At 63.7% G+C, this 24,153-nt stretch carries 24 protein-coding genes; 17 read left to right on the forward strand and 7 right to left on the reverse strand.

Annotated features, from left to right (window positions below; translation table 11 throughout):
• Positions 1–10: 10 nt before the first annotated feature.
• The 3 genes from MTR72_RS08415 (at position 11) to MTR72_RS08425 (ending at position 2,572) form a co-directional block, all read left to right on the forward strand.
• Complete coding sequence (locus tag MTR72_RS08415; RefSeq protein WP_280968366.1) at positions 11–946, forward strand: LysR family transcriptional regulator; 936 nt, start codon at positions 11–13, stop codon at positions 944–946.
• Between the two features lie 190 nt (positions 947–1,136).
• Entirely contained in the window at positions 1,137–2,123 is a 987-nt protein-coding gene (locus MTR72_RS08420; RefSeq protein ID WP_280968367.1) for a tripartite tricarboxylate transporter substrate binding protein, read from the forward strand.
• A 95-nt stretch (positions 2,124–2,218) separates the two neighbouring features.
• Positions 2,219–2,572 (forward strand): hypothetical protein, encoded by a 354-nt coding sequence (locus MTR72_RS08425; protein WP_280968368.1) that lies wholly within the window; start codon positions 2,219–2,221, stop codon positions 2,570–2,572.
• Positions 2,573–2,578: 6 nt separating this feature from the next.
• On the opposite strand, the gene MTR72_RS08430 is transcribed toward MTR72_RS08425, so the two are convergent.
• The 3 genes from MTR72_RS08430 to MTR72_RS08440 are packed head-to-tail and all read right to left on the reverse strand — an operon-like array spanning position 2,579 to position 4,706.
• A complete protein-coding gene (locus MTR72_RS08430; RefSeq protein ID WP_280968369.1) occupies positions 2,579–3,046 on the reverse strand; it encodes a YbaK/EbsC family protein in 468 nt (155 codons plus the stop codon).
• Between the two features lie 21 nt (positions 3,047–3,067).
• Positions 3,068–3,808, reverse strand: a complete 741-nt coding sequence (locus tag MTR72_RS08435) for a haloacid dehalogenase type II (protein ID WP_280968370.1) — start codon at positions 3,806–3,808, stop codon at positions 3,068–3,070.
• A 13-nt stretch (positions 3,809–3,821) separates the two neighbouring features.
• The gene (locus MTR72_RS08440) at positions 3,822–4,706 is read right to left on the reverse strand and encodes an amidohydrolase family protein (protein WP_280968371.1); all 885 of its coding nucleotides are present in this window, start codon (positions 4,704–4,706) and stop codon (positions 3,822–3,824) included.
• A 304-nt stretch (positions 4,707–5,010) separates the two neighbouring features.
• Between MTR72_RS08440 and ykgO the strand changes: the two genes are divergently transcribed.
• The 3 genes from ykgO (at position 5,011) to MTR72_RS08455 (ending at position 6,270) form a co-directional block, all read left to right on the forward strand.
• Positions 5,011–5,136, forward strand: a complete 126-nt coding sequence (ykgO, locus tag MTR72_RS08445) for a type B 50S ribosomal protein L36 (RefSeq protein WP_006611362.1) — start codon at positions 5,011–5,013, stop codon at positions 5,134–5,136.
• A 106-nt stretch (positions 5,137–5,242) separates the two neighbouring features.
• Positions 5,243–5,884: a tetratricopeptide repeat protein gene (locus MTR72_RS08450; protein WP_280968372.1), complete on the forward strand. Its 642-nt coding sequence runs from the start codon at positions 5,243–5,245 to the stop codon at positions 5,882–5,884.
• 125 nt (positions 5,885–6,009) lie between these two features.
• Positions 6,010–6,270, forward strand: a complete 261-nt coding sequence (locus MTR72_RS08455) for a hypothetical protein (RefSeq protein WP_280968373.1) — start codon at positions 6,010–6,012, stop codon at positions 6,268–6,270.
• A gap of 14 nt (positions 6,271–6,284) precedes the next feature.
• Here MTR72_RS08455 and MTR72_RS08460 read toward each other — a convergent pair whose 3' ends face one another.
• Positions 6,285–6,467, reverse strand: a complete 183-nt coding sequence (locus tag MTR72_RS08460) for a hypothetical protein (RefSeq protein WP_063704591.1) — start codon at positions 6,465–6,467, stop codon at positions 6,285–6,287.
• Positions 6,468–6,796: 329 nt separating this feature from the next.
• Between MTR72_RS08460 and MTR72_RS08465 the strand changes: the two genes are divergently transcribed.
• Positions 6,797–7,753, forward strand: coding sequence for an alpha/beta fold hydrolase (locus MTR72_RS08465; RefSeq protein ID WP_280968374.1), 957 nt, complete (start codon positions 6,797–6,799; stop codon positions 7,751–7,753).
• Between the two features lie 20 nt (positions 7,754–7,773).
• Here MTR72_RS08465 and cycA read toward each other — a convergent pair whose 3' ends face one another.
• Positions 7,774–8,169 carry a cytochrome c-550 CycA gene (gene cycA, locus MTR72_RS08470; protein ID WP_280968375.1) on the reverse strand — a complete coding sequence of 132 codons (396 nt, stop codon included), beginning with the start codon at positions 8,167–8,169 and terminating at the stop codon, positions 7,774–7,776.
• Between the two features lie 258 nt (positions 8,170–8,427).
• Between cycA and MTR72_RS08475 the strand changes: the two genes are divergently transcribed.
• Positions 8,428–9,921, forward strand: a complete 1,494-nt coding sequence (locus tag MTR72_RS08475) for an FAD-linked oxidase C-terminal domain-containing protein (protein WP_280968376.1) — start codon at positions 8,428–8,430, stop codon at positions 9,919–9,921.
• Positions 9,922–9,972: 51 nt separating this feature from the next.
• Here MTR72_RS08475 and MTR72_RS08480 read toward each other — a convergent pair whose 3' ends face one another.
• Positions 9,973–10,305: a putative quinol monooxygenase gene (locus MTR72_RS08480; protein ID WP_280968377.1), complete on the reverse strand. Its 333-nt coding sequence runs from the start codon at positions 10,303–10,305 to the stop codon at positions 9,973–9,975.
• 392 nt (positions 10,306–10,697) lie between these two features.
• On the opposite strand from MTR72_RS08480, the gene MTR72_RS08485 reads away from it, so the two are divergent.
• From MTR72_RS08485 to MTR72_RS08500, 4 genes are all read left to right on the forward strand, one after another.
• Positions 10,698–11,936, forward strand: coding sequence for an FAD-binding protein (locus MTR72_RS08485; protein ID WP_280968378.1), 1,239 nt, complete (start codon positions 10,698–10,700; stop codon positions 11,934–11,936).
• Complete coding sequence (gene glcF / locus MTR72_RS08490) at positions 11,933–13,246, forward strand: glycolate oxidase subunit GlcF (RefSeq protein WP_280968379.1); 1,314 nt, start codon at positions 11,933–11,935, stop codon at positions 13,244–13,246. Before MTR72_RS08485 ends, glcF begins: the two co-directional genes overlap by 4 nt.
• Positions 13,247–13,323: 77 nt before the next feature.
• On the forward strand, positions 13,324–13,659 hold the full coding sequence (locus MTR72_RS08495; RefSeq protein ID WP_280968380.1) for a hypothetical protein: 336 nt from the start codon (positions 13,324–13,326) through the stop codon (positions 13,657–13,659).
• 377 nt (positions 13,660–14,036) lie between these two features.
• Positions 14,037–15,047, forward strand: coding sequence for a TorF family putative porin (locus MTR72_RS08500; protein ID WP_280968381.1), 1,011 nt, complete (start codon positions 14,037–14,039; stop codon positions 15,045–15,047).
• A gap of 220 nt (positions 15,048–15,267) precedes the next feature.
• Here MTR72_RS08500 and MTR72_RS08505 read toward each other — a convergent pair whose 3' ends face one another.
• A complete protein-coding gene (locus MTR72_RS08505) occupies positions 15,268–17,031 on the reverse strand; it encodes an ABC transporter ATP-binding protein/permease (protein WP_280968382.1) in 1,764 nt (587 codons plus the stop codon).
• 310 nt (positions 17,032–17,341) lie between these two features.
• On the opposite strand from MTR72_RS08505, the gene dctP reads away from it, so the two are divergent.
• From dctP to MTR72_RS08530, 5 genes are all read left to right on the forward strand, one after another.
• Positions 17,342–18,448, forward strand: coding sequence for a TRAP transporter substrate-binding protein DctP (gene dctP, locus MTR72_RS08510; protein WP_280968383.1), 1,107 nt, complete (start codon positions 17,342–17,344; stop codon positions 18,446–18,448).
• Between the two features lie 120 nt (positions 18,449–18,568).
• Complete coding sequence (locus tag MTR72_RS08515; protein WP_341510297.1) at positions 18,569–19,699, forward strand: TRAP transporter small permease subunit; 1,131 nt, start codon at positions 18,569–18,571, stop codon at positions 19,697–19,699.
• 3 nt (positions 19,700–19,702) lie between these two features.
• Complete coding sequence (locus MTR72_RS08520; protein ID WP_280968385.1) at positions 19,703–21,070, forward strand: TRAP transporter large permease; 1,368 nt, start codon at positions 19,703–19,705, stop codon at positions 21,068–21,070.
• A gap of 349 nt (positions 21,071–21,419) precedes the next feature.
• Complete coding sequence (locus tag MTR72_RS08525) at positions 21,420–23,084, forward strand: L-lactate permease (protein WP_341510298.1); 1,665 nt, start codon at positions 21,420–21,422, stop codon at positions 23,082–23,084.
• Positions 23,085–23,286: 202 nt separating this feature from the next.
• A complete protein-coding gene (locus MTR72_RS08530) occupies positions 23,287–23,664 on the forward strand; it encodes an META domain-containing protein (protein WP_445819565.1) in 378 nt (125 codons plus the stop codon).
• Positions 23,665–24,153: the final 489 nt, after the last annotated feature.

Here is a 24,153-nt window from a genome sequence, read left to right on the forward strand (position 1 = left end):
GATCGTCCCCATGGCAAAACTCCCCGATTTCGAGGCGCTCGCGATCTTCGCAAAGGTCGTGGAATTACGGTCATTTGCGGCGGCGGCCGGCGAGCTCGCGATGTCCAAGGCGACGGTGTCCAAGGCCGTCACGCGGCTGGAGGAGCGGCTCGGCGCGCGGCTGTTCAACCGCACCTCGCGGCGGCTCGCGCTGACCGATGCAGGGCACAAGCTCGCCGAACGCGCGACGCGCCTGCTCGCCGACGGCGAGGCGGCCGAGAACGAGGCGCTGGCGCAATCGGTGGCGCCGCGCGGGCTGGTTCGGCTTGCTGTGCCCATGACGTTCGGGATCAAGGCGGTGGCGCCGCTGTTGCCGGAGTTCTTCCAGACCTATCCGGAGGTCTCGGTGGATCTGCACTTGAGCGACGCGACCATCGACCTGATCGGCGAGGGGTTCGACATGGCGGTGCGCATCGCGCGGCTGCCGGACTCCTCGCTGATCGCGCGGCGGCTGTTCACCATGCCACGCTTCACCGTGGCCGCGCCATCCTATCTCAAGCGTCACGGCCGGCCGACGCATCCGATGCATCTCGCCCAGCACAAGTGTTTCAGCTACGCCTATCTGTCGACGCCGAATGTCTGGCACTACACCAATGCAGCAGGTGAGCAGGCCAGCGTGCGGCCGGGCGGACAGCTCCGCGTCAACAATGGCGAAGCGGTGATGCCGTCGCTGATCGCCGGCCTCGGCATCGCCGAGCTTCCCGAATTCATCGTCGGCGACGCCATCTCCTCCGGCGAGGTCGAAGTGATCCTGAAGGACTGGAAGCAGGCCGAAGGCGCCGTGCATCTGGTGACGCCGCCCGGCGGTCCGCGCCCCGCGCGCGTCGAGGTGCTCGGCGATTTTCTCGCGGCGAAACTGCCGGGCACCTGCAAGCGGCGGGCGAGGAAAGGGGGGAAGGCGTTGTAGAGCGGACGCTGTATCATCGGGCTCGTCATTGCGAGCGAAGCGAAGCAATCCAATCGGTCCCTGCGGTTGTTTCGCTACGCTCGCAATGACGGAGACTGTTGAGACGGCATTTCCTCACAAGCCACTTTGCCGACTCGGCGAGAGCCGCTACTCTCCCCCCAATAACAAAATCATATTGGGGGAGCCGCCGATGAACCGCCGTGACTTGCTGCGCGCCGCCGCAGCATTGCCGCTTGCACAGACTGTGATCTCGCGTCCGGCTCTCGCCCAAGCCTATCCATCGCGCAACATCACCATGATCGTGCCGTTCCCGGCCGGCGGCCAGGCCGATCTTGCCGCGCGCCCGGTGGCCATGGCGCTGGAAAGAATCCTGGGCAAGCCGGTCATCGTCGACAACCGCGCCGGAGGCGGCGGCGGATCGGTCGGCAATGCTGCGGCCGCCCGCGCAGAGCCCGACGGCTATACCCTGCTGATGACGCTGTCCTCGCTCGCAGTGTTGCCGGAAGCCGACCGGCTGTTCGACCGTCCCGTCGCTTATGAAGTCTCGCAGTTCATGCCGATCGCGCGCGTGCTTGCCGATCCGACGCTGCTCGCTGTGCCGGCCTCCGCGCCGTGGAAGACTGCGCACGATTTTGTCGAGGATGCGAAGAAGCGCCCGGGCCAGATCACCTATGGCTCGTCCGGTCCTTACGGCACATTGCACGTGGCGATGGAGATGTTCACAAACAGCGCCGGGATCAAGCTGCTGCACGTGCCGTTTCGCGGCGCAGGGCCCGCACTGACCGCGATCCTCGGCGGCACCGTGCAGGCGATCGCGGCCGCGCCCGGCACGCTGAAGCCGCAGGTCGACGACGGCAAGCTGCGCGTCCTTGGCAATTGCGGCGCGCAGCGTATCGCCAGCTTTCCCGATGTGCCGACCTTCCAGGAGCTCGGCTACAGGGATGTCGAGATGTACATCTGGGCCGGCCTGTTCGCGCAGAGCGCGCTGCCGGCGCCGATCGCGACCCGGCTGCGCGAGGCGATGGCGCAGGTGATGACGCGCCCGGACGTACTCAAGTCGTTCGAGGCCTCGGGCAGTCTCGTCGCCTATCAGGACGCGCCGGCCTTCACACAGTTCGTGGCAACCGACAGCGCGCGGCTGATTGCGGCGGTCAAGAAGATCGGTCGGGTGGAATAGGTTCCAACGGCGCTTTCACGTTTTGTTGTTGGTCCAGAACCTGCCCGCGCCTCATTGATTGAAGACTATTTGAGGGAATCGGGAAGGATCGGGACATGCGAACAGAGCGGATGGCGCTGGGTGTGGCGCTTGCGATCGGCGGCATCGTCGCGCAGGGCGCAGCATTCGCACAAGAATATCGCGGCACAATGGAACAGCAGATGGCCTGCACGCCCGATGTGTGGCGCCTGTGCAGCGACCAGATTCCGGACACGAACCGCATCGTGGCCTGCCTGCAGCAGAACACGCAGCAGCTCTCGAGTGCATGTCGGGCGGTGTTCCAGTCCAACAACCAGACCCAGCCGCAGCAGCCGGTACCGCGCAATCGCGCCGCGCCGCAGCCGCGCTATAATAACTACAATAGTGCGCCTCCGCCGGCGCCACGATCTTATTACGATGAGGATGACTAGAGGCCTCTAGGGTCGGTGCTCGCAGACGTCGACCCATTCAGCCGCGACCAGCTCGGCCATCCGGTCGGGCGTGATGCGAACCGCGCTATGGGTCGAGCCCGCGGCCGGCACCACGACGTCGAACGCTTTCAGCGAGATATCGCAATAGACCGGCAGCGGTGCCTTCAGCCCGAACGGGCAGACGCCGCCGACCTCGTGGCCGGTGATGTCGGCGACCTCTTCCAGCCCCAGCATCTTCGGCTTGCCGCCGAACTGCGCTTTGACCTTCTTGTTGTCCATACGCGACGTGCCGGCGGCGACGATCAGGATCACGCGCTCGCCAATCCGCAAGGACAGTGTCTTGGCGATCCGTCCGGGCTCGACGCCATAGGCTTCGGCGGCCAGCGCCACCGTTGCGGAGCTGATCGGGGATTCGATGACGGCGATATCGGGGGCCTTCTCGGCGAAGAAGGCGCGAACGGATTGAAGGCTCATTCCAGACTGCTCATTCCGAACTTACCGGCGGGCAGCGATCCCGGGCAGCTCGGAAAGCGCGCGGATGCGGTGATCCGGCGCAAACCCAAGCTCATCCATCTGGGTCCGGATCGCCTTGAACATGGTGAGCGGTGCCACGAGTTCGTTCTCGACGCAAGCCAGCGCCATGGCCTCGGGCGTCACCCGTTCGATCCAGGCGACGTTCAGCCCGAACGCCTTCGCGCCCGCCACATCCCACGGGTTGGATGAGACGAACAGCACCTCGCCCGGCTCGGTGCCGAGCGTCTCGCCGATCAGCTCATAGGCCGCCGGGCTCGGCTTGAAGATCTTCTTCGCGTCGACGCTGATCGTGGCATCGAGCAGCCGGTCGAGGCCGGAGTTGCGCACCAGCGCGCCCAGCATGTCCGGGCTGCCGTTGGAGAGGATGGCGAGCTTGCACGGCTTGAGCGCTGCAAGCGCGGCCGCCGCATCCGGATAGAGGTCGAGATGCAGGTACTTCTCGATCACGCGCTCGAACGCCTCGCTGTCGTAGGCGAGGCCGAGCACGCGCAGCGTATAGGCGAGCGAGTCGCGTGTGACCGCGGTAAAATCCTGGTAGCGCCGCATCAGCGAGCGCAACCAGGTATATTCGAGCTGCTTGATGCGCCAGATTTGCGTGATGATCTCGCCGTAGCCCGGAAACGCATCTTCGGTGACCTCCGCGACCGACTGGATGTCGTAGAGCGTTCCGTAGGCGTCGAAGACGACGGCTTTGATCGTCACGTTGACTCCTTCGTTAGATCCCCAACAGCTTGCGCGCGTTGGCCTTGAGCACCTTCGGCCGGATCTCGTCGCGGATGTCGATCTTGGAGAAGTCCGACAGCCAGCGGTCCGGCGTGATCACCGGCCAGTCCGAGCCGAACAGCATCTTATCCTGAAGGATCGAGTTGATATAGCGCACCAGGATCGGCGGGAAATATTTCGGCGACCAGCCGGACAGGTCGATATAGACGTTCGGCTTGTGGGTCGCGACCGAGAGCGCTTCCTCCTGCCAGGGAAAGGAGGGGTGGGCGAGGATGATCTTGAGGTCGGGGAAATCCGCCGCGACGTCATCCATGTACATCGGGTTGGAGTATTTCAGCCGCATGCCCATCCCGCCGGGCATGCCAGAGCCGACGCCGGTCTGGCCGGTGTGGAACAGCGCGATTGCGCCGCCATTGTTGATCTCTTCATAGAGCGCATAGGCCATGCGGTCGTTGGCGTAGAAGCCCTGCATGGTCGGATGGAATTTGAAGCCGCGGACGCCGTACTCCTCGATCAGCTTGCGCGCCTCGCGCGCGCCGAGCTTGCCCTTGTGCGGGTCGATCGAGACGAAGGGAATGAGGACGTCGAGATGGTCGGAGGCGACCTCCAGCATCTCGTAGTTGTTGTAGCGGCGGAAGCCGGTCTCGCGCTCGGCGTCGACCGGGAAGATCACGGCGGCGATGTTCTTGGAGCGGTAATAGGCCGCGGTCTCCGGCACGGTCGGCGGATGCTTGTTTGGCGATTTGAAATACTCCGCCATCTGCGCCTGGAAGTCGTCATAGCCGTCATCGGGATGGCAACCGCAGGGCTCCTCGGCGTGAGTGTGGATGTCGATCGCCACAACGTCGTCGATATTGGGCAGCTTCAATTTCGGCATTGGTTTCCTCCCGAGGTCGCAAATTGATTATATGATATAACGAATTTGGCAAGCGTCGGTTCGGGACGCCGAAGCTGGTCGCGTTTTCGGCCGTGGGCGGGCCGATTGGGGCCGTTTCAGCCCAATTCCCCCGTTAATCACTCGCCGGCGGGCCGATCGCATTGACATCCGGTCCCGCCATGGCTTAGAAACCGCCCCGTCCCGGGCGGTCGGCCCGCCGGCGGGAAAAATCCCATTTTGCCACATTCGCGCGTGCCGAAACGGTAGTGCCGAAAACGGCCTTTCGAACGTTCAGGATTCTGCCATGAAGGTCCGTAACTCGCTGAAATCGCTGCGCGGTCGCCACCGCGCCAACCGCCTGGTTCGCCGCAAGGGCCGGGTTTATGTGATCAACAAGGTGCAGCGCCGCTTCAAGGCGCGCCAGGGCTGATTTTGCCCCGGACGCGCTTTCCGCGCGCCCCGCAAGACCCGGTCTCACAGGACTTTGACGCCGTCCTTGCTATGCAAGGGCGGCTTTGCGCGTTTACACTTTCACCATGGCTGTGAGATTCTCGTTCGCACGTACCTTGTGTCTGGCCGCCGTTCTGGCCGGAACCGCCATTCTCGCTCCCGCCGTCGCGCAGGATGATCTGGTCGGCCCGCCCGGAAAGCAGAAGAAGCTCCCTGAAGCGCCGGCGAAGCTTCCCAAGGTCGACCGCGGCAAGAATCTCGATTTCCTGTTCGGCGCACTGAAGGCCGCCCCCGACGATGTCAGCGCCAAGCATGTCGAAGCGCGGATCTGGGCCATCTGGCTGCAGACCCCGAGCGACACTGCCGCTTTGTTGATGACCCGGGCCAAGGCCGCGGTGGACGCACAAAAGATCGACGTTGCGATCAAGCTGCTGGATGCCGTCATCAAGCTCAGGCCCGACTATATCGAGGCCTGGAACCGGCGCGCCACGCTGTACTACATGCAGAACGACTACGGCCGTTCGCTCGCCGACATCCAGCAGGTGCTGATGCGGGAGCCCCGCCATTTCGGCGCGCTCGCGGGCCTCGGCATGATCATGCAGGAGATCGGCGACGAGAAGCGCGCGCTCGATGCCTATCGCAAAGCGCTCGCGATCAATCCGCACCTCGACAAGGTCCCTGAGCAGGTCAAGGCGCTGACCGAAAAAGTCGAGGGTCGCGACATCTAGCCGACAAATCGAGCCGTTCTCGAGCGATTGCGGCGCGCGGGCGTTAACTACGATTCCAGGGTGCGCTTCGTCAGGACTATTGTTGCTGACGCCGCGGGCGTACGTCCATGGCGGGAGCAAAAGCCATGAATCGTTTCATCTTGGCAGGTGCGTTGCTGCTGGCGTCAGGCATGGCAGGTCTGGCCGACGGTTTGTTCTGGGTGGTCGGTAACCGCGCCACCGGCAAATGCGACATCGTGACCAGTAACCCGGTCATCGCAGGCGACATCTGGTTCGGAGACGGTCCGTACACGTCCAAGGCCGACGCCAAGCTTGCGCGCTCGACCATTCGTGCCTGCCCCGCGGTCACTCCCGACGACGAAAAGGACGAGGACAGTACGAACTAGCCCGATTGTACGGTCTAGTGCAGGACGCTGGTGCCACGTTCGGCGAGGCTGCGATCGGCGGCTGCGGCATAGAGTTTTGCAAGCTCCGCCTCGAGATGTTCGTTGATCAGGAGAAGCGCCCGGACCGCGCCGCGCAGGTCGCCGTTGCAGCTCGCGACGATCTCGTCGATCGCGGTGTCGTTTGATCTAACGCTCATCGAAAATCCTCCGGTTCAAACCATGACAATCCTGCCGGTCTTTCCCGCGTCCCTGTGGATTGCGAGGAGGATCGGCGCCCATCCGTCGCTAGATGGCCGAACCGACCGTGGCGATTATATGGAAGTCGCCATGACGGACGCATGAAGCTGTCCCGAGGCTTGCGCGCGGGCGCCGAAGACCTCTGATTCTATTGGTTTTTTCCCGGCGGCAATTTTGCACATATCCACAGGCCCGGTATTTCGTGTGGAGGTCGCCGGCCACTCGGAGCGAAACTGCCGCGTCCAAGACCCGTAGCTGCCATGTGCCCAAGATTGCCCGGAATCTCTTCATGATCGTGCTTTCAGTCGTGGTGGCGCTGGCCGTGCTGGCGCTCGCCACGCAAGCCGGCGTCCTCGCCGTGCAGCGCGCCTTTCCGCCCCAGGGCCGGATGGTCGAGGTCGACGGTGCGACGCTTCACGTCGTCGATATCGGCCCGCGCGATGCCGGCCCGCCGATCGTGATGCTGCACGGGGCGAGCTCCAATCTCGAAGCGATGCGGCGCCCGCTCGGCGATCTCCTGGCGAAGGACCATCGCGTCATCCTGATCGACCGTCCCGGCCACGGCTGGAGCACGCGGGCGCGGCGGCGGGATTCGACGCCGGAGATCCAGGCCCGGATGATCGACGAGGCGCTGGCAAGGCTCGGCATCGCGCGCGCGATCTTCGTGGTGCATTCATGGAGCGGAGCGCTCGGCGCCCGCCTCGCGCTCGATCATCCGCAGCGCGTCGCCGGCCTCGTCATGCTGGCGCCGGTGACCCATCCCTGGCGCGGCGGCGTCGGCCGCTACAACGAGCTGATCGCAATGCCGGTGATCGGGCCGCTGCTCGCCTACACCATCACGCTGCCGCTCGGCTATGTCCTGGCCGATTCCGGTGCGCGCAACGTCTTCCTGCCGCAGGTGATGCCGGACGGCTTTGTCAGGGATTCCGCGACCCCGCTGCTGCTGCGCCCGCGCGAGTTCATCGCCAATGCCGTCGATCTGGTGACGCTGAAGGCGTCGGTGGCCGCGCAAGCCCCGCGTTATCGTGAGATCTCGGCGCCGACCGTGATCATCGCCGGCGAGCCAGACAAGACCGTGTCGACCAACATCCACGCGCGCCCGTTCGCCGCGATGGTGCCGAATGCGAAGCTGATCGTGCTGCCCGGTCTCGGCCACATGGTGCAGAACGCGGTGCCGGATCTCGTGAAGAGGGAAATCGAGACGATGATCGGTGCAATTGTCGCGATGCAGGCGGCCGCCGATTAGCGGCCGCCTCGCTACCTCAGCTACTTCTTGATTTTGCCGTCCTTGTCGAACTGCGACACATAGGCCCAGAGATCGTTGATCTCCTTCTCGTTCTTGATGCCGGCGAACGCCATCTTGGTGCCGGGGATCTTGGCCTTGGGATCCTTGATGTACTCCTTGAACTGCGCCTCACCCCATGTGATGCCGGAATTCTTGTTCGCATCCGAATAGTTGTAGTCGGGCGCGGTGCCCGACTTGCGGCCGTCGAGGCCGTTGAGCTCGGGGCCGACCTTGTTCTTGGCGCCTTCGCCGATCGCGTGGCAGGCCAAGCATTTGTTGAACGATGTCTTGCCGGCCGCGGCATCCTGCGCCATCGCGGCGGGCGCAGTGGCAGTCACGGTGAGGGTCAGCAGTGCGCCAAAAGTCAATTTTTTCATCGCGTGCTCTTCGTCTCTTCCCTGTGGTGGGGCTCATGGCTGGTCGGCGTCGTCGGGGCCTTTCCGGTTTTGGCATGGCCCGTGCGGCTTGGACAAGCCACGAAACCATGACAGGTTTCACGGTTCCCTACTTGTCTCAGAGCGAACTCGGTCGCAATTGCCGATCCAACTTTCGGATGGCCTACCCAAAACACCGCGGACGTGCTTGATTTGTCCCGATAAATCGATCGTACGGCGCGGAGCCGGAAGGAACGTCCAATGGCCATCATGATGCCGGCAGCCGACCAGGCCGTGCTCGCGCGACGCGCGGAGATCGTTGCCGCGCTGCGCGCAATCGTCCCCGGCGAGGGCGTGATCGACAGCACCGCCGAGATGCGGGCCTATGAATCCGACGGCCTGACCGCCTATCGGCAGCCGCCGATGGTGGTGGTGCTGCCGGATACGACCGAGCAGGTCTCGCAGATCCTGAAATATTGTGCAGCCCACGGCCTCAAGGTGGTGCCGCGCGGCTCCGGCACTTCGCTGTCCGGTGGCGCGCTGCCGCTCGAGGACGGCGTGCTGCTTGGCCTCGGCAAGTTCAAACGCATCCGCGAGATCGATTTCGACAATCGCGTCGTCGTCACCGAGCCCGGCGTCACCAATCTGGCAATCAGCCAGGCGGTCGCGCATGCCGGCTTCTACTATGCGCCCGATCCGTCGTCGCAGATCGCCTGCTCGATCGGCGGCAACGTCGCGGAGAATTCCGGCGGCGTGCACTGCCTGAAATACGGCATGACCACCAACAACGTGCTCGGCTGTGAGATCGTGTTGATGAGCGGCGAGATCCTGCGCATCGGCGGCAAGTCGGCGGAAAATCCCGGCTACGATCTGATGGGCGTCATCACCGGCTCCGAAGGGCTGCTCGGCGTCATCACCGAGATCACGGTGCGCATCCTGCAAAAGCCGGAGACGGCGCGCGCGCTGATGGTCGGCTTTGCGCAGGTCGAGGCGGCCGGCGAATGCGTGGCGCGGATCATCGGCGCCGGCATCATCCCCGGCGGCATGGAGATGATGGACAAGCCCGCAATCCACGCCGCGGAGGCCTTCGTCCATGCCGGCTATCCGCTCGATGTCGAGGCGCTGCTCATCATCGAGCTCGACGGCCCGTCCATCGAGGTCGACGAATTGATCGGCCGCGTCGAGGCGATCGCCAACGCTTGCGGCTCGACCACCTGCCAGATCTCGACCTCGGAGGCAGAGCGCAACCTGTTCTGGGCGGGCCGGAAAGCGGCATTCCCGGCCGTCGGCCGCATCTCGCCCGACTATCTCTGCATGGACGGCACCATCCCGCGCGGCGCGCTTCCAAAGGCCTTAGCGCGGATCCGGGAGCTCTCGGAAAAATACCAGCTCGGCTGCGCCAACGTATTCCACGCCGGCGATGGCAATCTGCATCCCCTGATCCTCTACGATGCCAACAAGCCGGGCGAGATCGAGCGCGCCGAGGCCTTCGGCGCCGACATCCTGCGCGCCTGTGTCGAGTTTGGCGGCGTGCTCACCGGCGAGCACGGCGTCGGCATCGAGAAGCGCGACCTTATGGGCGACATGTTCACCGAGATCGACCTCAACCAGCAGCAGCGGCTGAAATGCGCCTTCGACGCGCAGGGTCTGCTCAACCCCGGCAAGGTGTTTCCGACCCTGCATCGCTGCGCCGAGCTCGGCCGCATGCATGTCCATGCAGGCAAGCTGGCGTTTCCGGACATCCCGCGATTCTAGGGGATCTGCGGAGGGAAGGGCTCGCGACGCAAGCTCTTCCCTCCAAGGCACTTATAGCAGCCCGTATTGAGTCCGCTCCCGCTTCGCCAGCAGCGGCAGCGCTTCGCCGGCGATGTAGGTTTTGAAATGCGCGCTCTCCTGGTGGGCCTTGAAGGCCGCCTCGTCGCGGAACAGTTCGTAGAACAGGAACTGGGCCGGATTGTCCTTGGCGCGCGAGATCAGGAACAGTTTCACGCCTTCCTCGCGTTGCGCCTCCGGGAGGAAGCTGCGCAAGATCCCGGCGACCCGGTCGGCCTCCTCGGTCTTCGCTTCCCATTGCGCCACGACCAGAAGGCCGCCGCCGCTGGTCACGTCGTGGATGGTGTTCATTGTCTGTTGGCTCATGGTGGAACTCCTCGCTTGCAGGACCCCGCGGGCGTGGCGAACCCGGCAACCCGCAAGGGACAGTTCGACAGATAGCGAAGTCTGCGCGTCAATGATTCGATGTTGATCGAAGTGCGAATGTCCCAGCCAGGGCCAATGCGGGTTACCATCCAGATCCCCACGGTGAGGAGGCCGCCAACGGGTCCCGCGCGAAGCGCGGCCCGATGAAAGGCTCCGCGGTCATCTCGAACCACGAAAGCCCGGTGGTTGCAGTTCGGCCTTCATCCTTCGAGAGCCCTGTTCCGCGAGCTCCTCAGGATGAGGGGCGGCACCACCCCAGCCGCAACGCTCCGAGGCCCTGTTGCCATGCGTCGAATTGATTTCCGACGTAAATTTCGCTACCGCCTTTTCCCGTGGATACGCTCAAGGTCAGAGACGCCAAAGACGTCGAAGAGGCGGTGCGCGCGGCGATTGCCAACGAGCAGCCGCTCGAGATCATCGGTCATGGCACCAAGCGCGCCATCGGGCACACGATGGCGACCAATGCCGTGCTCGATGTGTCCGCGCTGAGCGCGGTGACCTCCTATGAGCCCAACGAGCTGATCATCACGCTTGCCGCCGGTGCGCCGGTCGCCGACGTGCTGTCGCTGATCGATTCCAAGAACCAGCAATTCGCCTTCGAGCCGATGAACACGGCCCCGCTCCTCGGCACGCCGGCGCTTGGCACCATCGGCGGGATGATCGCCACGGGCCTCGCCGGCCCGCGCCGCATCAGGGCAGGCGGGGCGCGCGATCACCTGTTGGGGGCGCACGCCGTCTCCGGCTTCGGCGACAGCTTCAAGACCGGCGGCAAGGTGGTGAAGAACGTCACCGGCTACGATCTCTGCAAGCTGCTCGCGGGCTCCTGGGGCACGCTGTCCGTCATGACCGAGGTCACGCTCAAGGTCATGCCGAAGCCGGAGGCCGAGCGGACCTTGTTGTTGCGCGGGCTCGACGATGCCGCCGCCAACAAGGCCATGACCGCGGCGCTCGGCTCGCCCTATGACGTCTCCGGTGCAGCGCATCTGCCGAAATCGGCGTTCCGCGGCAGGACAGAAGGGCTTGGCGACATTGCGAGCCAGGGCGAGCCGCTGACCGTGCTGCGGCTCGAGGGCATCAAGGCCTCTGCCGTTCACCGCGCAGGCTCGCTGCGCGAGTTGCTGGCGCCGTTTGGAGCCGCGACCCTCGTTGAGGATGCGGCGTCCTCGGCGCTGTGGGCCACGATCCGCGACGTCCTGCCGTTCGCGGCAGATGGCACGCTCGGCGCCTGGCCGGTCTGGCGGATCGTCTGCCCGCCGGCATCGGGGGGCGCGCTCGGCGCGCAATTGGGGCGCGAGACCGGTGGCGACGTGATCTACGACTGGGGCGGTGGGCTGATCTGGGCGGCGCTGCCGCCCAAGGGCGATGCGCACGCGCCGATCGTGCGTCACCGCGTCAATGCCTTCGGCGGGCACGCCACGCTGGTCCGGGCGGCCGACGACGTCAGGCGCAATGTCGACGTGTTCCATCCGCAACCGGCAGGCATCGCGGCCCTGAGCGAGCGGGTCCGCGCCAGCTTTGATCCGAAAGTCATCCTCAACCGTGGACGGCTGACGCGGGGCGCTGCAGCATGAAGACCGAATTCTCACTCGCGCAGCTCGCCGACCCCGACATTGCGGAAGCCGACAAGATCCTGCGCGCCTGCGTCCATTGCGGCTTCTGCACCGCGACCTGTCCGACCTATGTGCTGCTCGGCGACGAACTCGATAGCCCGCGCGGCCGCATCTACCTGATGAAGGAGATGCTGGAGAAGGACTTGGCGCCGACGGCGGAGGTGGTCAAGCATATCGACCGCTGCCTGTCGTGCCTCGCCTGCATGACCACCTGTCCGTCCGGGGTGCACTACATGCACCTGGTCGACCAGGCCCGGGTCAGGATCGAGCAGCGCTACCAGAGGCCGCTGGCCGAGCGGCTGTTGCGCGCGGTGCTCGCCTTTGTCCTGCCGGACCCGCAGCGCTTCCGCGCCAGCATGTGGCTGGCCCGGCTGGCGCGCCCCTTCACAGTGCTCCTGCCGACCCCGCGGCCGTCGCCCACGCCGGGACTGATCCAGCGGATCCAGGCGATGCTGGCGCTGGCCCCGAACCGCCTGCCGTCGCCGGGCCCTGCCGCCGGCAGCGTGTTCGCGCCTCTTGGCAAGAAACGGGGCCGGGTCGCGCTGTTGCAGGGCTGCGCGCAGCAAGTGCTGGCGCCACGCATCAACCAGGCCGCCATCAACCTTTTGACCCGGCACGGCATCGAGGTCGTCCTGGTCAAGGACGAGCAGTGCTGCGGCGCATTGACCCATCATCTCGGCCGCGACGACGATGCGCTCGCCCGCGCCCGAGCCAACGTCGCGGCATGGCGCGCGGAAGCGACGGGGGAGGGGCTCGACGCCATCCTGGTGACGACGTCCGGTTGCGGCACCGTCATCAAGGACTACGGCTATCTCCTGCGCGAGGATCGCGACTTCGCTGCCGACGCGGCGCAGATCTCCGCGCTGGCCAAGGACATCACTGAGTACGTCGCCGGCCTCGGCCTCGCGCCGACCATGCGAGCTGACAACATCGTCGTCGCCTATCACTCCGCTTGTTCATTGCAGCACGGCCAGAAAATCACTGGACTTCCGAAAGAATTGCTTTCCAAGAATGGATTCGTGGTGAAAGATGTGCCGGAGAGCCACTTGTGTTGCGGTTCGGCGGGGACCTACAACATTCTCCAGCCCGACCTTGCGGGCAGGTTGCGCGATCGCAAGGTCGCCAACATCGCGAGCGTCAAGCCGGACATGATTGCCGCGGGCAATATCGGCTGCATGGTGCAGATTGCCAGCGGCACGTCAGTTCCGGTCGTGCACACGATTGAGCTTCTCGATTGGGCTACGGGCGGTTCGCGGCCGGCATTGAACTAGTCGAGCGGCGCTGCGTCCCGAGGTGACGACTGAAGACGCCCGATCGACCATTGTTCGGCGGCAACAGGAGGACCACGATGGCGAAGGCGAAGAAGAAGAAAAGCAAGAAGGCCAAAAAGGCTAAGAAGGTTGTAGCGGCGAAGAAGAAGACCGCGAAGAGGGCGACGAAGAAAGCCGCCAAGAAATCAGCGAAGAAGTCTGCAAAGAAATCGGCCAGGAAGGCCGCCCCGAAGGCGGCAAAGAAGACTGCCAAGAAGGCCGCGAAGAAAGCTGCGCCCAAGAAGCGCGCGAAGGCTGCTCCGACTCCGAAGGCGCCGCCACCCACGGAGGCTCCGGCTCCCGAGCCCGCACCGGAAACAAGCTGGGCGATGCCTTCGTCAGGGGATTCGACGCCGGCCGAAGGTCAGGGGTAGTCCGTCCCGTATCCTCCGGAACGACGTGCAGACAGGAAGGCCGCAGCCAACGCTGCGGCCTTTTCGCATCGCAGGGAGCGGCGCCGAATCATGCTCCTGGTTGATCCGTGACCTTAAGTCCCCACAGCTTCGCGATGTCCGTAACCCCACGGGACCGGACGCAGGGCGGAATGCAAAAGCTGTGTTCGGGGTGCAACACATCGCAACAACCTTTCGTGGAAAGGCTTGAACGCCCAAAAAGTCAGCAGTTGCCCGTGATTTTTGCTTCCGGGTTAATTGCCCCCGCTCCAGATTGTGACTGTCATTTTTCGGTCAGGTATCGCGCCCTTGGGGGCTTTCGGACCTGACGGGGCTTAAGACTGGTGATGGGGATCGTAATGAAAAAAGTGACTTTGTTGGCAACGGCGCTGGCAATGGTGACGGGTTCGGCTCTGGCGGCAGATCTGCCGGTGAAGGCATTGAAGGCTCCGCCGCCGCCTGCCTTTGAACCGTGGGACGTCGCCTTCGGCGGCGGCATCATGAACGACTACATCTTCCGCGGTATTACGCAGTCGAACCACAAGCCGTCGGTCACGGCCTATTTCGAGCCGCGTTACAACGTCACCAAGGACCTCCAGCTCTACGTCGGCGTGTCCGGTGAGAGCATCTCCTTCCCGAACCGCGCCGCGGCCGAGATTGACGTCTATGGCGGTATCCGTCCGACCTTCGGCGCCTTCGCCTTCGACATCGGTGTCTGGGGTTACCTGTATCCGGGTGGGAGCTGCTTCTTCGGCGGCAACGGCTTCGACTTCGCGGGTAACTTCCAGGGCGCCGAGTGCGCTTCGCAGGCCCTGATCAACGGCAACGTGATCAAGAAGGACCTGAGCTTCTTCGAAGTCTACGGCAAGATGACCTACACGGTGAATGACAACTGGGCATTCGGCGTCAACGAATATTACACTCCGAGCTACCTGAACTCGGGCGCCTGGGGCAACTACACCTCGATTACCGGCAAGTACATCGCGCCCAGCACGATCTTCGGTTCGAGCGGCGTCGGCATGTATGTCTCGGGTGAGTTCGGCCGTCAGTGGCTGGGCACGTCCGACAGCTTCTACGGCACGGCTGCCTTCCCGAACGGGATCAAATATGCCGACTACAACACCTGGAACATCGGCATCGGCTTCACCTACAAGGTGTTCACGCTGGACCTGCGTTACTCCGACACCGATCTTTCCAAGGGTAACTGCAACGCCTTCACCAGCGACTTCTCCGCGCGCGGCAACATCACTGCGAGCTCCGGTACCGACCTGACCCCGATCAATCCTTCGGGCGTCGGCTCCAACTGGTGCGGCGCGGCCGGTATCGCCAAGCTGTCGTTCGACCTGACGGCGATGACCAACTTGAAGTAAGTTTCTTCCCGAGACTTGGCTGAAAGGGCGGCAGGACAACCTGCCGCCTTTTTGCTTTGGGGGTATCAGTTGCACACTCGTCATGGCCAGGCTTGTCTCGGCCATCCACGTAGCCGCGCAAAGAACGTGGATGCCGGGGACACAGGCGAGCGTAAGCGACGCCGTCCCTTGGACGGCTATGCCCGGGTATGACGACGTGGAAGCTTCAGCGCCCCAACTCTCAGCGCGCGGCGGTCGGCTCCGCCTCGACCGGCTCGCCGCTGCTGCCGAGAACGTGGAGCTCACCGCTTTCCACCATCGCCACTTTGCGCGTGTGGAAAGCGTCGAGCGTCGAACGGTGCCCGATCGAGACGATGGTCGCCTGCGGCAGCTTCTCGGCCAGCAACCGGTAAAGCCGGGCCTCGGACAGCTCGTCGAGCGAGGCGGTGGCCTCGTCGAGGAACAGATAGTCCGGCGCATGCAGCAGCGCGCGAGCCAGCCCCAGGCGCTGCTGCTCGCCCAGTGACAGCGTCCGGTTCCAGTGGCCTTCCTCGTCGAGCCGTCTCGACAGCCGCGGCATGCCGACCGCCGTTAGCGCCTCCTTGATCTTGTCCGGCGCGATCGTGCCGTGCTCGGCGGGGTAGATCACGGCGTCCCCGAGCGGGCCGACCGGGAAATACGGCCGCTGCGGCAGCATCATCAGCCGGGCCTTCTCGGGGATGGAAATCGTTCCGGTGCCGAACGGCCAAATGCCGGCGACGGCGCGGAATAGCGTCGACTTGCCGGAGCCCGACGGCCCGGTCACCAGCACCCGCTCAGACGGCTGGATCGTGAAAGCATCGGCCGTGACCAGAGGTGCGCCGTTCGGCAGCTTCACCAGCAAGTGCTGGAGCGCGACCGCCTTGCTTGCGCCGGATCGCACCACGCCGATGGTCGGCTCGTGCGCCGCGATGTTGGCGGCCGCGCCGACCGACATCTCGAAGCCGTCGAGACGGGCGACCACCGCGCGCCATTCGGCGAGCGAGCGATAGGCCGTGACGAAGAACGACAGCGCATCCTGCACGCTGCCGAACGCCGAGCCGGTCTGCATCATGTCGCCGAGCTGGATCCTCTTGGCGAAGAAGGCGGGCGCCACCATCACATAGGGGAAGACCACCGCCGCCTGCTGATAGCTCGCCGTGAACGCCGTGAGGCGCTTGGTCCGGCTCATGATCGCGTACCAGTTGCTGATGACGAATCCGAAGCGGTGCAACAGGCGCCCGCGCTCGGCCGCTTCGCCCTTCAACAGCGCGATCTGCTCGGAATTTTCGCGCACCCGGACCAGGTTGAAGCGGAAATCGGCTTCGAACCGCTGCTGCTCGAAATTGAGATTGACGAGCGGTACGCCGATCCAGTGCGTCAAGGCCGTGCCCAGGATCGCATAAACCAGCGCGCACCAGACCAGAAAACCGGGGACGACGAGATCGGTGCCGTAGATGTGCAGGGGCGCCTTGTTGGACAGGCCCCAAAGGATGACGATGAACGAGGCCAGCGTCACGATCGACGACAGCAAACCCAGGCCGATGGTGAGCGTCTGCTCGACGAACGTCTTGACGTCCTCGGTGATACGCTGGTCCGGGTTGTCGGCGGCCTCGCCCCTGAGCTGCATGCGATAGTGCGTGGCGCCGTCGAGCCATTCGCCGAGATAGTGTCGCGTCAGCCACCGCCGCCAGCGGATCTGCAGCCACTGGTTCAGGTAGAGCTTGTAGACCGCCAATGCGACGAAGGTGAAGGCGAGGCCGAGGAAGATCCATATCTCCTTGACGAACTCCTCCAGATCGTAGGCCTGGAGTGCACTGTAGAACCGGTTCTGCCACTGATTGACGAGGACGTTGATCGCGACCAGCGCCAGCTCCATCGCGATCACGGCGGCGAGCAGGCCGCGGCCGGCCCATTTGTCCTCCGATCGGAAATAGGGGATGGCGATTCGCCAAACGGTCGCGAGCGTGGCGCGGATGTTCTTCACAGAGTGGTCTCCTGCGGGGGTGTGCGCAACTGCCTGTAGCAACGGCGAAAATAAGCGCGCTTAGACTAAGGTTGTAAATCCTGCAATTCGCGTTGGCTTGTCCCGGCCCGCCAGTCGACCCTAGCATGGTCGAAACGGCGCGGGACGAGAGGTCTCCGGACTTCGCGAGGAAGTGAGCACCGCCCGGCTGGGCCGATTTTGCTCAGCCGCCATCGTCCGTGGAAGCCGTGAATAGCCGCTGATCCTAGTCTTAAGCGGCAAGAGAAACCGCCCATAAGGGCGGAATACGGCGACCATAAGGGAGGATGCCATGACCCACGGAACCACCAAGCCAAAGACCACCCGTCGCAAGTTTCTTGTCGCGGCCGGCACGGCTGCCGTCGCCGCGCCCTACATTCGCGACGCCGAAGCTGCCGAGACGACGACATGGAAGGTGCAGACCTCATGGCCGGCCGGTGTGGGGCTGGCCACGTTCAAGCAGTGGTGCGGTACCATCAAGGAAAAGACCGGTGGCGAACTCGAGTTCAAGCCATTCGCCGCGAAGGAGGTTGTTGGCGATTTCGAGCTGCTGGACGGCGTGAAAAACGGCGTGCTCGAAGCGATGAACTCGTTCACGCTCTATTGGGCCGGCAAGGTGCCTGCCACGGCATTCCTGTCGTCTTATCTGATGGGGCTGCGCTATCCCCATGAATGGGACGTTTTCTTCTACGGCAATGGCGGACTGAAGCTTGCGCGTGACGTATTTGCCAAGCAGGGGCTGATGTATGTCGGTCGCATTCACCACGGTCCCAATATCATTCACTCCAAAAAGCCGATCCGGTCGATCGAGGATTTCAAGGATCTGAAGCTGCGCGTGCCGGGCGGCATGATCGCCGAGGGCTTTGCCGCGATCGGCGCGAAGACAACCCTGCTGCCGGGCGGCGAAGTGTTTTCGGCCCTTGAGAAGGGCACAATCGAGGCGGCCGACTACACCGGCCCCGCGGTCAACTGGGACCTCGGCTTCCAACAGGTCGCGAAATACATCTGGATGGGTCCCCCCGGCCTGGAGTCGATCTATCAGCCGGTCGACCTGATGGACTTCTGCGTCGGCCTGAACCACTGGAACAAGCTGTCGCCGAAGATGCAGCTCTGGGTAGAGAACGAGATCGAGGCCTATTCGGCCCTCCACCATGGCGCGATTCAGAAGGCCGACATGGACGCCTGGGGCAAGTTCGAGAAGGCAGGTGTTCAGATCAATCGCCTTCCAGCGGAAGATCTTGAGGAATTCCAGAAAGTCGCGGTCCCGATCTGGTTCAAATGGGCCAACAAGGACAAGGACGCGGCGCGCATTTTCAAGGCGCAGCTTGAAGTCATGGAATCTCCGAGCTTCGGTTACGTCACCCCCGAGATGTACCAGGGCCAAAAGCTCGATCTTTGAGGTCTGCTCGATCTGATCGAAAAAAGCGGAAGGAGGCACTTTCGATGCCTCCTTCGACGGGGGTCGAAAAGGCTCTTTCCAATCGTCTCTTTGCCTTAGCCCACTCTTACCGAGGCCTCGATGCCAAGTCTGAATTTCGTGCTGCCCCATTGGCTCTATTGGGGCACCCTGATCGTATTCCCCTTGCTAGCCATGTACTTCGTCAAGCGCCAGAAGCAGCGCGGGACCCCGCAAGGTCCATCATTGTTCATCGCCTACGTGTTCTGCCTGTGCGCCGGCTTCATGGGGCTGCACCGCCTCTATCTCCGCAACATGTGGGGCCTCATCTTCATTCCGGTCTTCCTTGCGATCCTCTATACGAATGATGAAATGCGCGACCGTCGCGAAGACGTCTCGCGCACTCGCGCCGCCGTCGAGAGATCGCATACCGCCATCAGGCGCGCGGAGATACCGCCGAATGTGTCGGCCACGCCGCGGATGACCGAAAGGCTGAAAAGAGCCCAGAGCGAAGGCTCTGCCGCCGAACAGCAATTCGCGCAAGCACAGGCCGATCTCGACCGGTGGCGCGGCTACTCGCGGTGGCTCGCGATTCTGATGGCGGCGATGCTGCTGACCGATGCGGTGCTGTTGCCGGGCACTGTGAGGCGTGCATCCGAAAGTGAGGCCGCCGAGCGCAGGCTCCATCCCCCTGCTGCGGAGGCTCCCCCACATCTCGATCAGCAGGGTACCGGAGAGGATCCCACCCTTGCCGTGCATACCCGGCTTACCGACAAGATTGAACTACTGAACATCCGGGTTGGCGAGTTCGCAGCCTACTGGGCCGTGATTTCGGTGTTCGTCTACTATTACGAGGTGATTGCGCGATTTGTGTTCAACTCGCCGACCAACTGGGTGCACGAAAGCATGTTCCTGATGTACGGCATGCAATACATGCTGGCCGGCGCTTACGCCTACCGCGAAGATCAGCACGTTCGCGTCGATGTGATCTACACCAAGTTCTCGCCGCGCGGCAAAGCCGCGGCCGACATCGTCACGTCCGTCTTTTTCTTCATCTTCATCGGGGTCCTGTTCTGGACGAGTTGGCGTTTTGCCGCAGACGCGATCAACAACAACGAGCACTCGTTCACCGAATGGGGCGTCCAGTACTGGTCGGTCAAGCTGATGATGCCCATCGGCGCGGGGCTGCTCTTCCTCCAGGGAATTTCGAAACTCATCAAGGACGTTGCGTTCCTCGCGCGCGGGAGAGCCTGACCCATGGGGTGGAATATCGATATTGCGTGGCTCACGCTCCTGATGTTCGGGTCGCTGGGCGTGCTGCTGGCGCTCGGGCTTCCGATGGCGTTCTGCACCGGAAGCCTTGCGGTGGTTTTCCTGTTCCTGTTCGGCAACTCCGCCGTCCTGAACATGACTCCGGCGCGCATCTTTCCGTTTATGACCGACTACCAGCTTTCGGCCGTGCCGCTGTTCATCTTCATGGCGGCGATGCTGGAAAAGGCCGGCATCATCGAAGAGCTGTTCGACGCCGTCTACAAGTGGCTGGGATCGATCAAGGGAGGGCTCGCCTCAGCGACCGTGCTGGCCTGTACGGCGCTTGCCGCCATGGTCGGTGTGGTCGGCGCGACCGAAGTCACGATGGGCATGATCGCCCTGCCGGCCATGATGAGGCGCGGCTACGATCAGAAGCTCGCTTGCGGCGCTCTGCTTGCCGGCGGCACCCTGGGCATTCTGATTCCGCCTTCGGTAATGGCCATCGTGTATGCAGTGGTGGCACAGCAATCGCTTGGCGAATTGCTGGTTGGCTCGATCCTGCCGGGCTTTCTGCTCTCGGGCATGTACATCGTCTACATCACGGTTCGCTGCTACATCAATCCCAAGCTCGGTCCGGCGCTTCCGCCGGAAGAGCGTGTCGATATGAAGGAGAAGCTGCGGCTGCTGAAGAATACGATCGCGCCGTTGCTTCTGATCGTTCTCGTGCTCGGCATCATCTTCTTCGGCATCGCGACACCGGTTGAAGCCGCCGGTATCGGAACGTTCGGCGCTTTGTTCGTCTCGGCGCTTCACCGGCGCTTGAACTGGCCGGCGGTGGAGGAAGCGGCCATTGCCACGCTGAAGGCGACGGCGATGGTGATGTGGATCTTCTTCGGCGCCACGATGTTCGTCGGGTTCTTCATCCTCAAGGGTGGTCAGGAATTTGTCGCCAATTCGATCCTGGGCACCGGTCTGCCGCCGTACGGAATCCTGGCTCTGATGATGGTGATCCTGTTTGTGCTCGGCATGTTCCTCGATTGGGTCGGCATCTTGCTGCTGACCGTGCCGATCTTCCTGCCGATCATGAAGAGCCTGAACTGGAGCGGCGTGCTCGGGATTCCCGGCGTGGAAGCCACCGACGTACCGCTCTGGTATGGCGTGATCTTCATGATCAATATGCAGATGGCGTTTCTCAGCCCGCCGTTTGGTTATTCGCTGTTCTATCTCAAGAGCGTCGCGCCGCCCGAAATCAGCATGGCCACGATCTTCAGGGCCTCAGTCAACTTCATGGTGCTGCAGGCGATCGGCGTCGGGCTCTGCATCATCTTTCCACAGATCATCCTTTGGCTGCCAAGCCTCGTATATGCTCGTTGAACGCAGCACATCACCGGCGCTGCGTGATGTATTCTGGCGCTCGTTCGCGCCATCGCCGGCCCTGAAGGAGCAGTACAGGCCGCACTTGCAATGAAATCTCCGCGAGCTTCAGCTCTCGCGGGAATTCCTGCATTCGGGCGCCAGCGAACCTTCTCAACGCCGTCGCCATCCTATAGAAGGTTCGGCAAGCCATGGCGCCTTCGGATTCGCGGGCCTGGGAGCGGGTGGGAGCCGCCGTGCATCGCAGGGGAATTCGCTTCCGGCTCAGGGGTTATCGCTACCAGCGTCAAGCAGGCTCGGCTCTCCACGCTGGCTGTCCTGCCACACGAATGCGTGGGGGGAGGAAGACATGTGGAATCAAATCTATAACCCGCTAAACAACGCGGCGCTGTCCACCATCGCGGCGGCCATTCCGGTCGTCTCGCTCTTGGTCATGATCGCGAGCGGGCGCGTGAAAGCGCATATCGCGGCCGTGATCGCAGTGATCATCACCAATCTGATCGCGATCTTCATCTTCACCATGCCGGCCGGCATGTCGCTCCGCGCGTCGGCGCTCGGCATCGTCACCGGCTTCTTCCCGATCGGCTGGATCGTCCTCAACGTCATCTTCCTCTACCAGGTGACGGTGAGCACTGGGCGCTTCGAATTGCTGAAGCGCGCGATCGGCGGCGTTACCGAGGACCGGCGCCTGCAGCTCTTGCTGGTCGCGTTCTCGTTCGGCGCCTTCTTCGAAGGCGCCTCGGGCTTCGGCACGCCGGTCGCGATCACCGGTGCCGTGCTGATCGGCCTCGGCTTCTCGCCGCTCGCGGCGTCAGGCCTGTCGCTGATCGCCAACACCGCGCCGGTCGCCTATGGCGCGCTTGGCACGCCGATCCAGGGCCTTGCGTCTGTCACCGGGCTCGATCCCTACATCCTCGGCGCGATGGTCGGCCGGCAATTGCCGTTCTTCTCGCTGATCGTGCCGTTCTGGGTGGTCTGGGCGTTCGCGGGCTGGCGCGGCATGAAGGACGTCTGGCCGGCGATCCTCGTCACCGGCGTGTCGTTCGCGGTCCCGCAATACGTGATCTCGAACCACATCAATCCATGGATCGTCGACATCGGGGCCTCGCTGATCTCGATGGGCGCGCTCATCCTGTTCCTGAAAGTGTGGCAGCCGAGGCAGCTCTGGCTGTCGCCGGAACTGCGCGGACACGACGAATCGGCCGCGCAAATGGAAAAGGCGACGCCGCTCGACAAGACTCCGCTCACCCAGTCCGAACTGTGGAGCGCGCTTTTGCCGTGGATCATCGTCTGCATCGTGATGCTGATCTGGGGCAATGGGGCGTTCAAGACCTGGGCGAATTCGATCTTCACCTGGAACTACGCTGTTCCCGACCTGCACCAGATGATCAACAAGATGCCGCCGGTGGCCGCCAAGCCGACGCCGGAAGGCGCGGTGTTCGCGTTCACCTATCTGTCGTTCACCGGCACCGGCATGCTGATCGCGGGGATCATCTCCGGCTTCCTGATGGGAGTAGGGCCCGGACGCTTGCTGGCGGAGTATGGCCGCACGATCCGGCTGTGCGCGATCTCGCTGATCACGATCTCGGCGATGCTTGCAATCGGCACGCTCACCCGCCTCTCCGGTGTCGACGCGACGCTCGGTCTCGCCTTCGCGGCAACCGGCGTGCTCTATCCCTTCTTCGGCACGCTGCTCGGCTGGTTGGGCGTGGCGTTGACGGGATCGGATACCGCTTCGAACATCCTGTTCGGCAACCTGCAGAAGATCACCTCCGAGCAGATCGGCCTGTCGCCGGTGCTGATGGCGGCGGCGAACTCCTCGGGCGGCGTGATGGGCAAGATGATCGACGCGCAGTCGATCGTGGTCGCCTCCACCGCGACGCGGTGGTACGGCCACGAGGGCTCGATCCTGCGCTTCGTATTCTGGCACTCGATCGTGCTGGCCTGCTTGGTCGGCGTGCTCGTGACGTTGCAGGCCTATGTCTGGCCGTTCACAGCGCTCGTGCTGAAGTAGCCCGGAACGGTTTGCTCTGACGCAAATCCCCGCGGGATCGCTCCCGCGGGGATTTTGCGTCGAGGGTGCGCGAACCTTCTCATTGTCGCCGCGGTCTTATAGAAGGTGCGGCAAGTCAGGACGGTCGAGAGGTGTCATGGGTTCAGGTTTCGTGGGTTCAGGTGTCGTGGATTCAGGTGTCGTGGGTTCGCTCAAGCAGGTGATGTGTGCGGCGGTCGCGGTGCTGCTGATGTCGGGTATCGCGTACGGCGAGGAGGGGTTCCCGTTCGGCACCGAGATGACGCTCGAGGCGCTGCCGCAGCCCGGCTCGAAGCGGATTCCGAACATCGAGATCGGCGACAATGGCGAGGTCGTGCTGGAGCTCTGGTGCAAGGGCGGCAAGGGCCAGTTCTCCGTCGCCGGCAACACCGTGATCTTCGTCGCCGGCCAGATCCAGGACCGTTCCTGTCCGCCCGCCAAGGCTCAGGCCGACGACGATCTCGTCGCGGCGCTCGCCGCCACCGAGACCTGGAAGCGCCAGGGCGAGGTGCTCACGCTGATCGGCCCGAAGCCGCTGCGGTTTCGCGTGAACGGCAATTGAACCTCGCGGCGGCGGTTACGGCGTCGCAATCAATCCGTTGGCGGTCGCGACGATCCAGCGACTGCCCCAGCGCACGATGGAGTCTATTCGCCCAAGCCCGGGAATAATGTCGCCGCGCGCGGCCATCCGAACTCCGTCAGGGCCTTCGAGAACCGCGGTTCCGTCCCGAACGTCAACAACCGTCCAGCCGGGAATGGTGGTGGGCCTGGTTTCAGGTGCCGGCGCCAAAGGCTGCCTCATTGCGACCGCCGGCCCGGATGGGCTCGTATGTACTTGCGAGGCCGTCGACGGGCGTACGCCCGACGTGGCGGAAGTCTTGGGGATGCTTCCAACAAAGGCGGGTACGGTTGCTTGCTCGGAGGTAGAGGCCGTCTTTCGGATGCCTTCAATCTTGCCCGCGGACCTTGTTTCAGGACCTCGCGATGGGGGCGCTGCTTCCTGGGCAATTGGGCCGGCGTCGAACATGCTTGCGAACGCAGGCCAATTCAG

The organism is Bradyrhizobium sp. ISRA442 (assembly GCF_038085055.1).
GTDB lineage: Bacteria > Pseudomonadota > Alphaproteobacteria > Rhizobiales > Xanthobacteraceae > Bradyrhizobium.

Coding starts and splice junctions, on each gene's coding strand:
- MTR72_RS08415 (WP_280968366.1), top strand. CDS start 11: ATGGCAAAACTCCCCGATTTCGAGGCGCTCGCGATCTTCGCAAAGGTC.
- MTR72_RS08420 (WP_280968367.1), top strand. CDS start 1,137: ATGAACCGCCGTGACTTGCTGCGCGCCGCCGCAGCATTGCCGCTTGCA.
- MTR72_RS08425 (WP_280968368.1), top strand. CDS start 2,219: ATGCGAACAGAGCGGATGGCGCTGGGTGTGGCGCTTGCGATCGGCGGC.
- MTR72_RS08430 (WP_280968369.1), bottom strand. CDS start 3,046: ATGAGCCTTCAATCCGTTCGCGCCTTCTTCGCCGAGAAGGCCCCCGAT.
- MTR72_RS08440 (WP_280968371.1), bottom strand. CDS start 4,706: ATGCCGAAATTGAAGCTGCCCAATATCGACGACGTTGTGGCGATCGAC.
- ykgO (WP_006611362.1), top strand. CDS start 5,011: ATGAAGGTCCGTAACTCGCTGAAATCGCTGCGCGGTCGCCACCGCGCC.
- MTR72_RS08450 (WP_280968372.1), top strand. CDS start 5,243: ATGGCTGTGAGATTCTCGTTCGCACGTACCTTGTGTCTGGCCGCCGTT.
- MTR72_RS08455 (WP_280968373.1), top strand. CDS start 6,010: ATGAATCGTTTCATCTTGGCAGGTGCGTTGCTGCTGGCGTCAGGCATG.
- MTR72_RS08460 (WP_063704591.1), bottom strand. CDS start 6,467: ATGAGCGTTAGATCAAACGACACCGCGATCGACGAGATCGTCGCGAGC.
- MTR72_RS08465 (WP_280968374.1), top strand. CDS start 6,797: ATGATCGTGCTTTCAGTCGTGGTGGCGCTGGCCGTGCTGGCGCTCGCC.
- cycA (WP_280968375.1), bottom strand. CDS start 8,169: ATGAAAAAATTGACTTTTGGCGCACTGCTGACCCTCACCGTGACTGCC.
- MTR72_RS08475 (WP_280968376.1), top strand. CDS start 8,428: ATGGCCATCATGATGCCGGCAGCCGACCAGGCCGTGCTCGCGCGACGC.
- MTR72_RS08480 (WP_280968377.1), bottom strand. CDS start 10,305: ATGAGCCAACAGACAATGAACACCATCCACGACGTGACCAGCGGCGGC.
- glcF (WP_280968379.1), top strand. CDS start 11,933: ATGAAGACCGAATTCTCACTCGCGCAGCTCGCCGACCCCGACATTGCG.
- MTR72_RS08495 (WP_280968380.1), top strand. CDS start 13,324: ATGGCGAAGGCGAAGAAGAAGAAAAGCAAGAAGGCCAAAAAGGCTAAG.
- MTR72_RS08500 (WP_280968381.1), top strand. CDS start 14,037: ATGAAAAAAGTGACTTTGTTGGCAACGGCGCTGGCAATGGTGACGGGT.
- dctP (WP_280968383.1), top strand. CDS start 17,342: ATGACCCACGGAACCACCAAGCCAAAGACCACCCGTCGCAAGTTTCTT.
- MTR72_RS08515 (WP_341510297.1), top strand. CDS start 18,569: ATGCCAAGTCTGAATTTCGTGCTGCCCCATTGGCTCTATTGGGGCACC.
- MTR72_RS08520 (WP_280968385.1), top strand. CDS start 19,703: ATGGGGTGGAATATCGATATTGCGTGGCTCACGCTCCTGATGTTCGGG.
- MTR72_RS08525 (WP_341510298.1), top strand. CDS start 21,420: ATGTGGAATCAAATCTATAACCCGCTAAACAACGCGGCGCTGTCCACC.
- MTR72_RS08530 (WP_445819565.1), top strand. CDS start 23,287: ATGTGTGCGGCGGTCGCGGTGCTGCTGATGTCGGGTATCGCGTACGGC.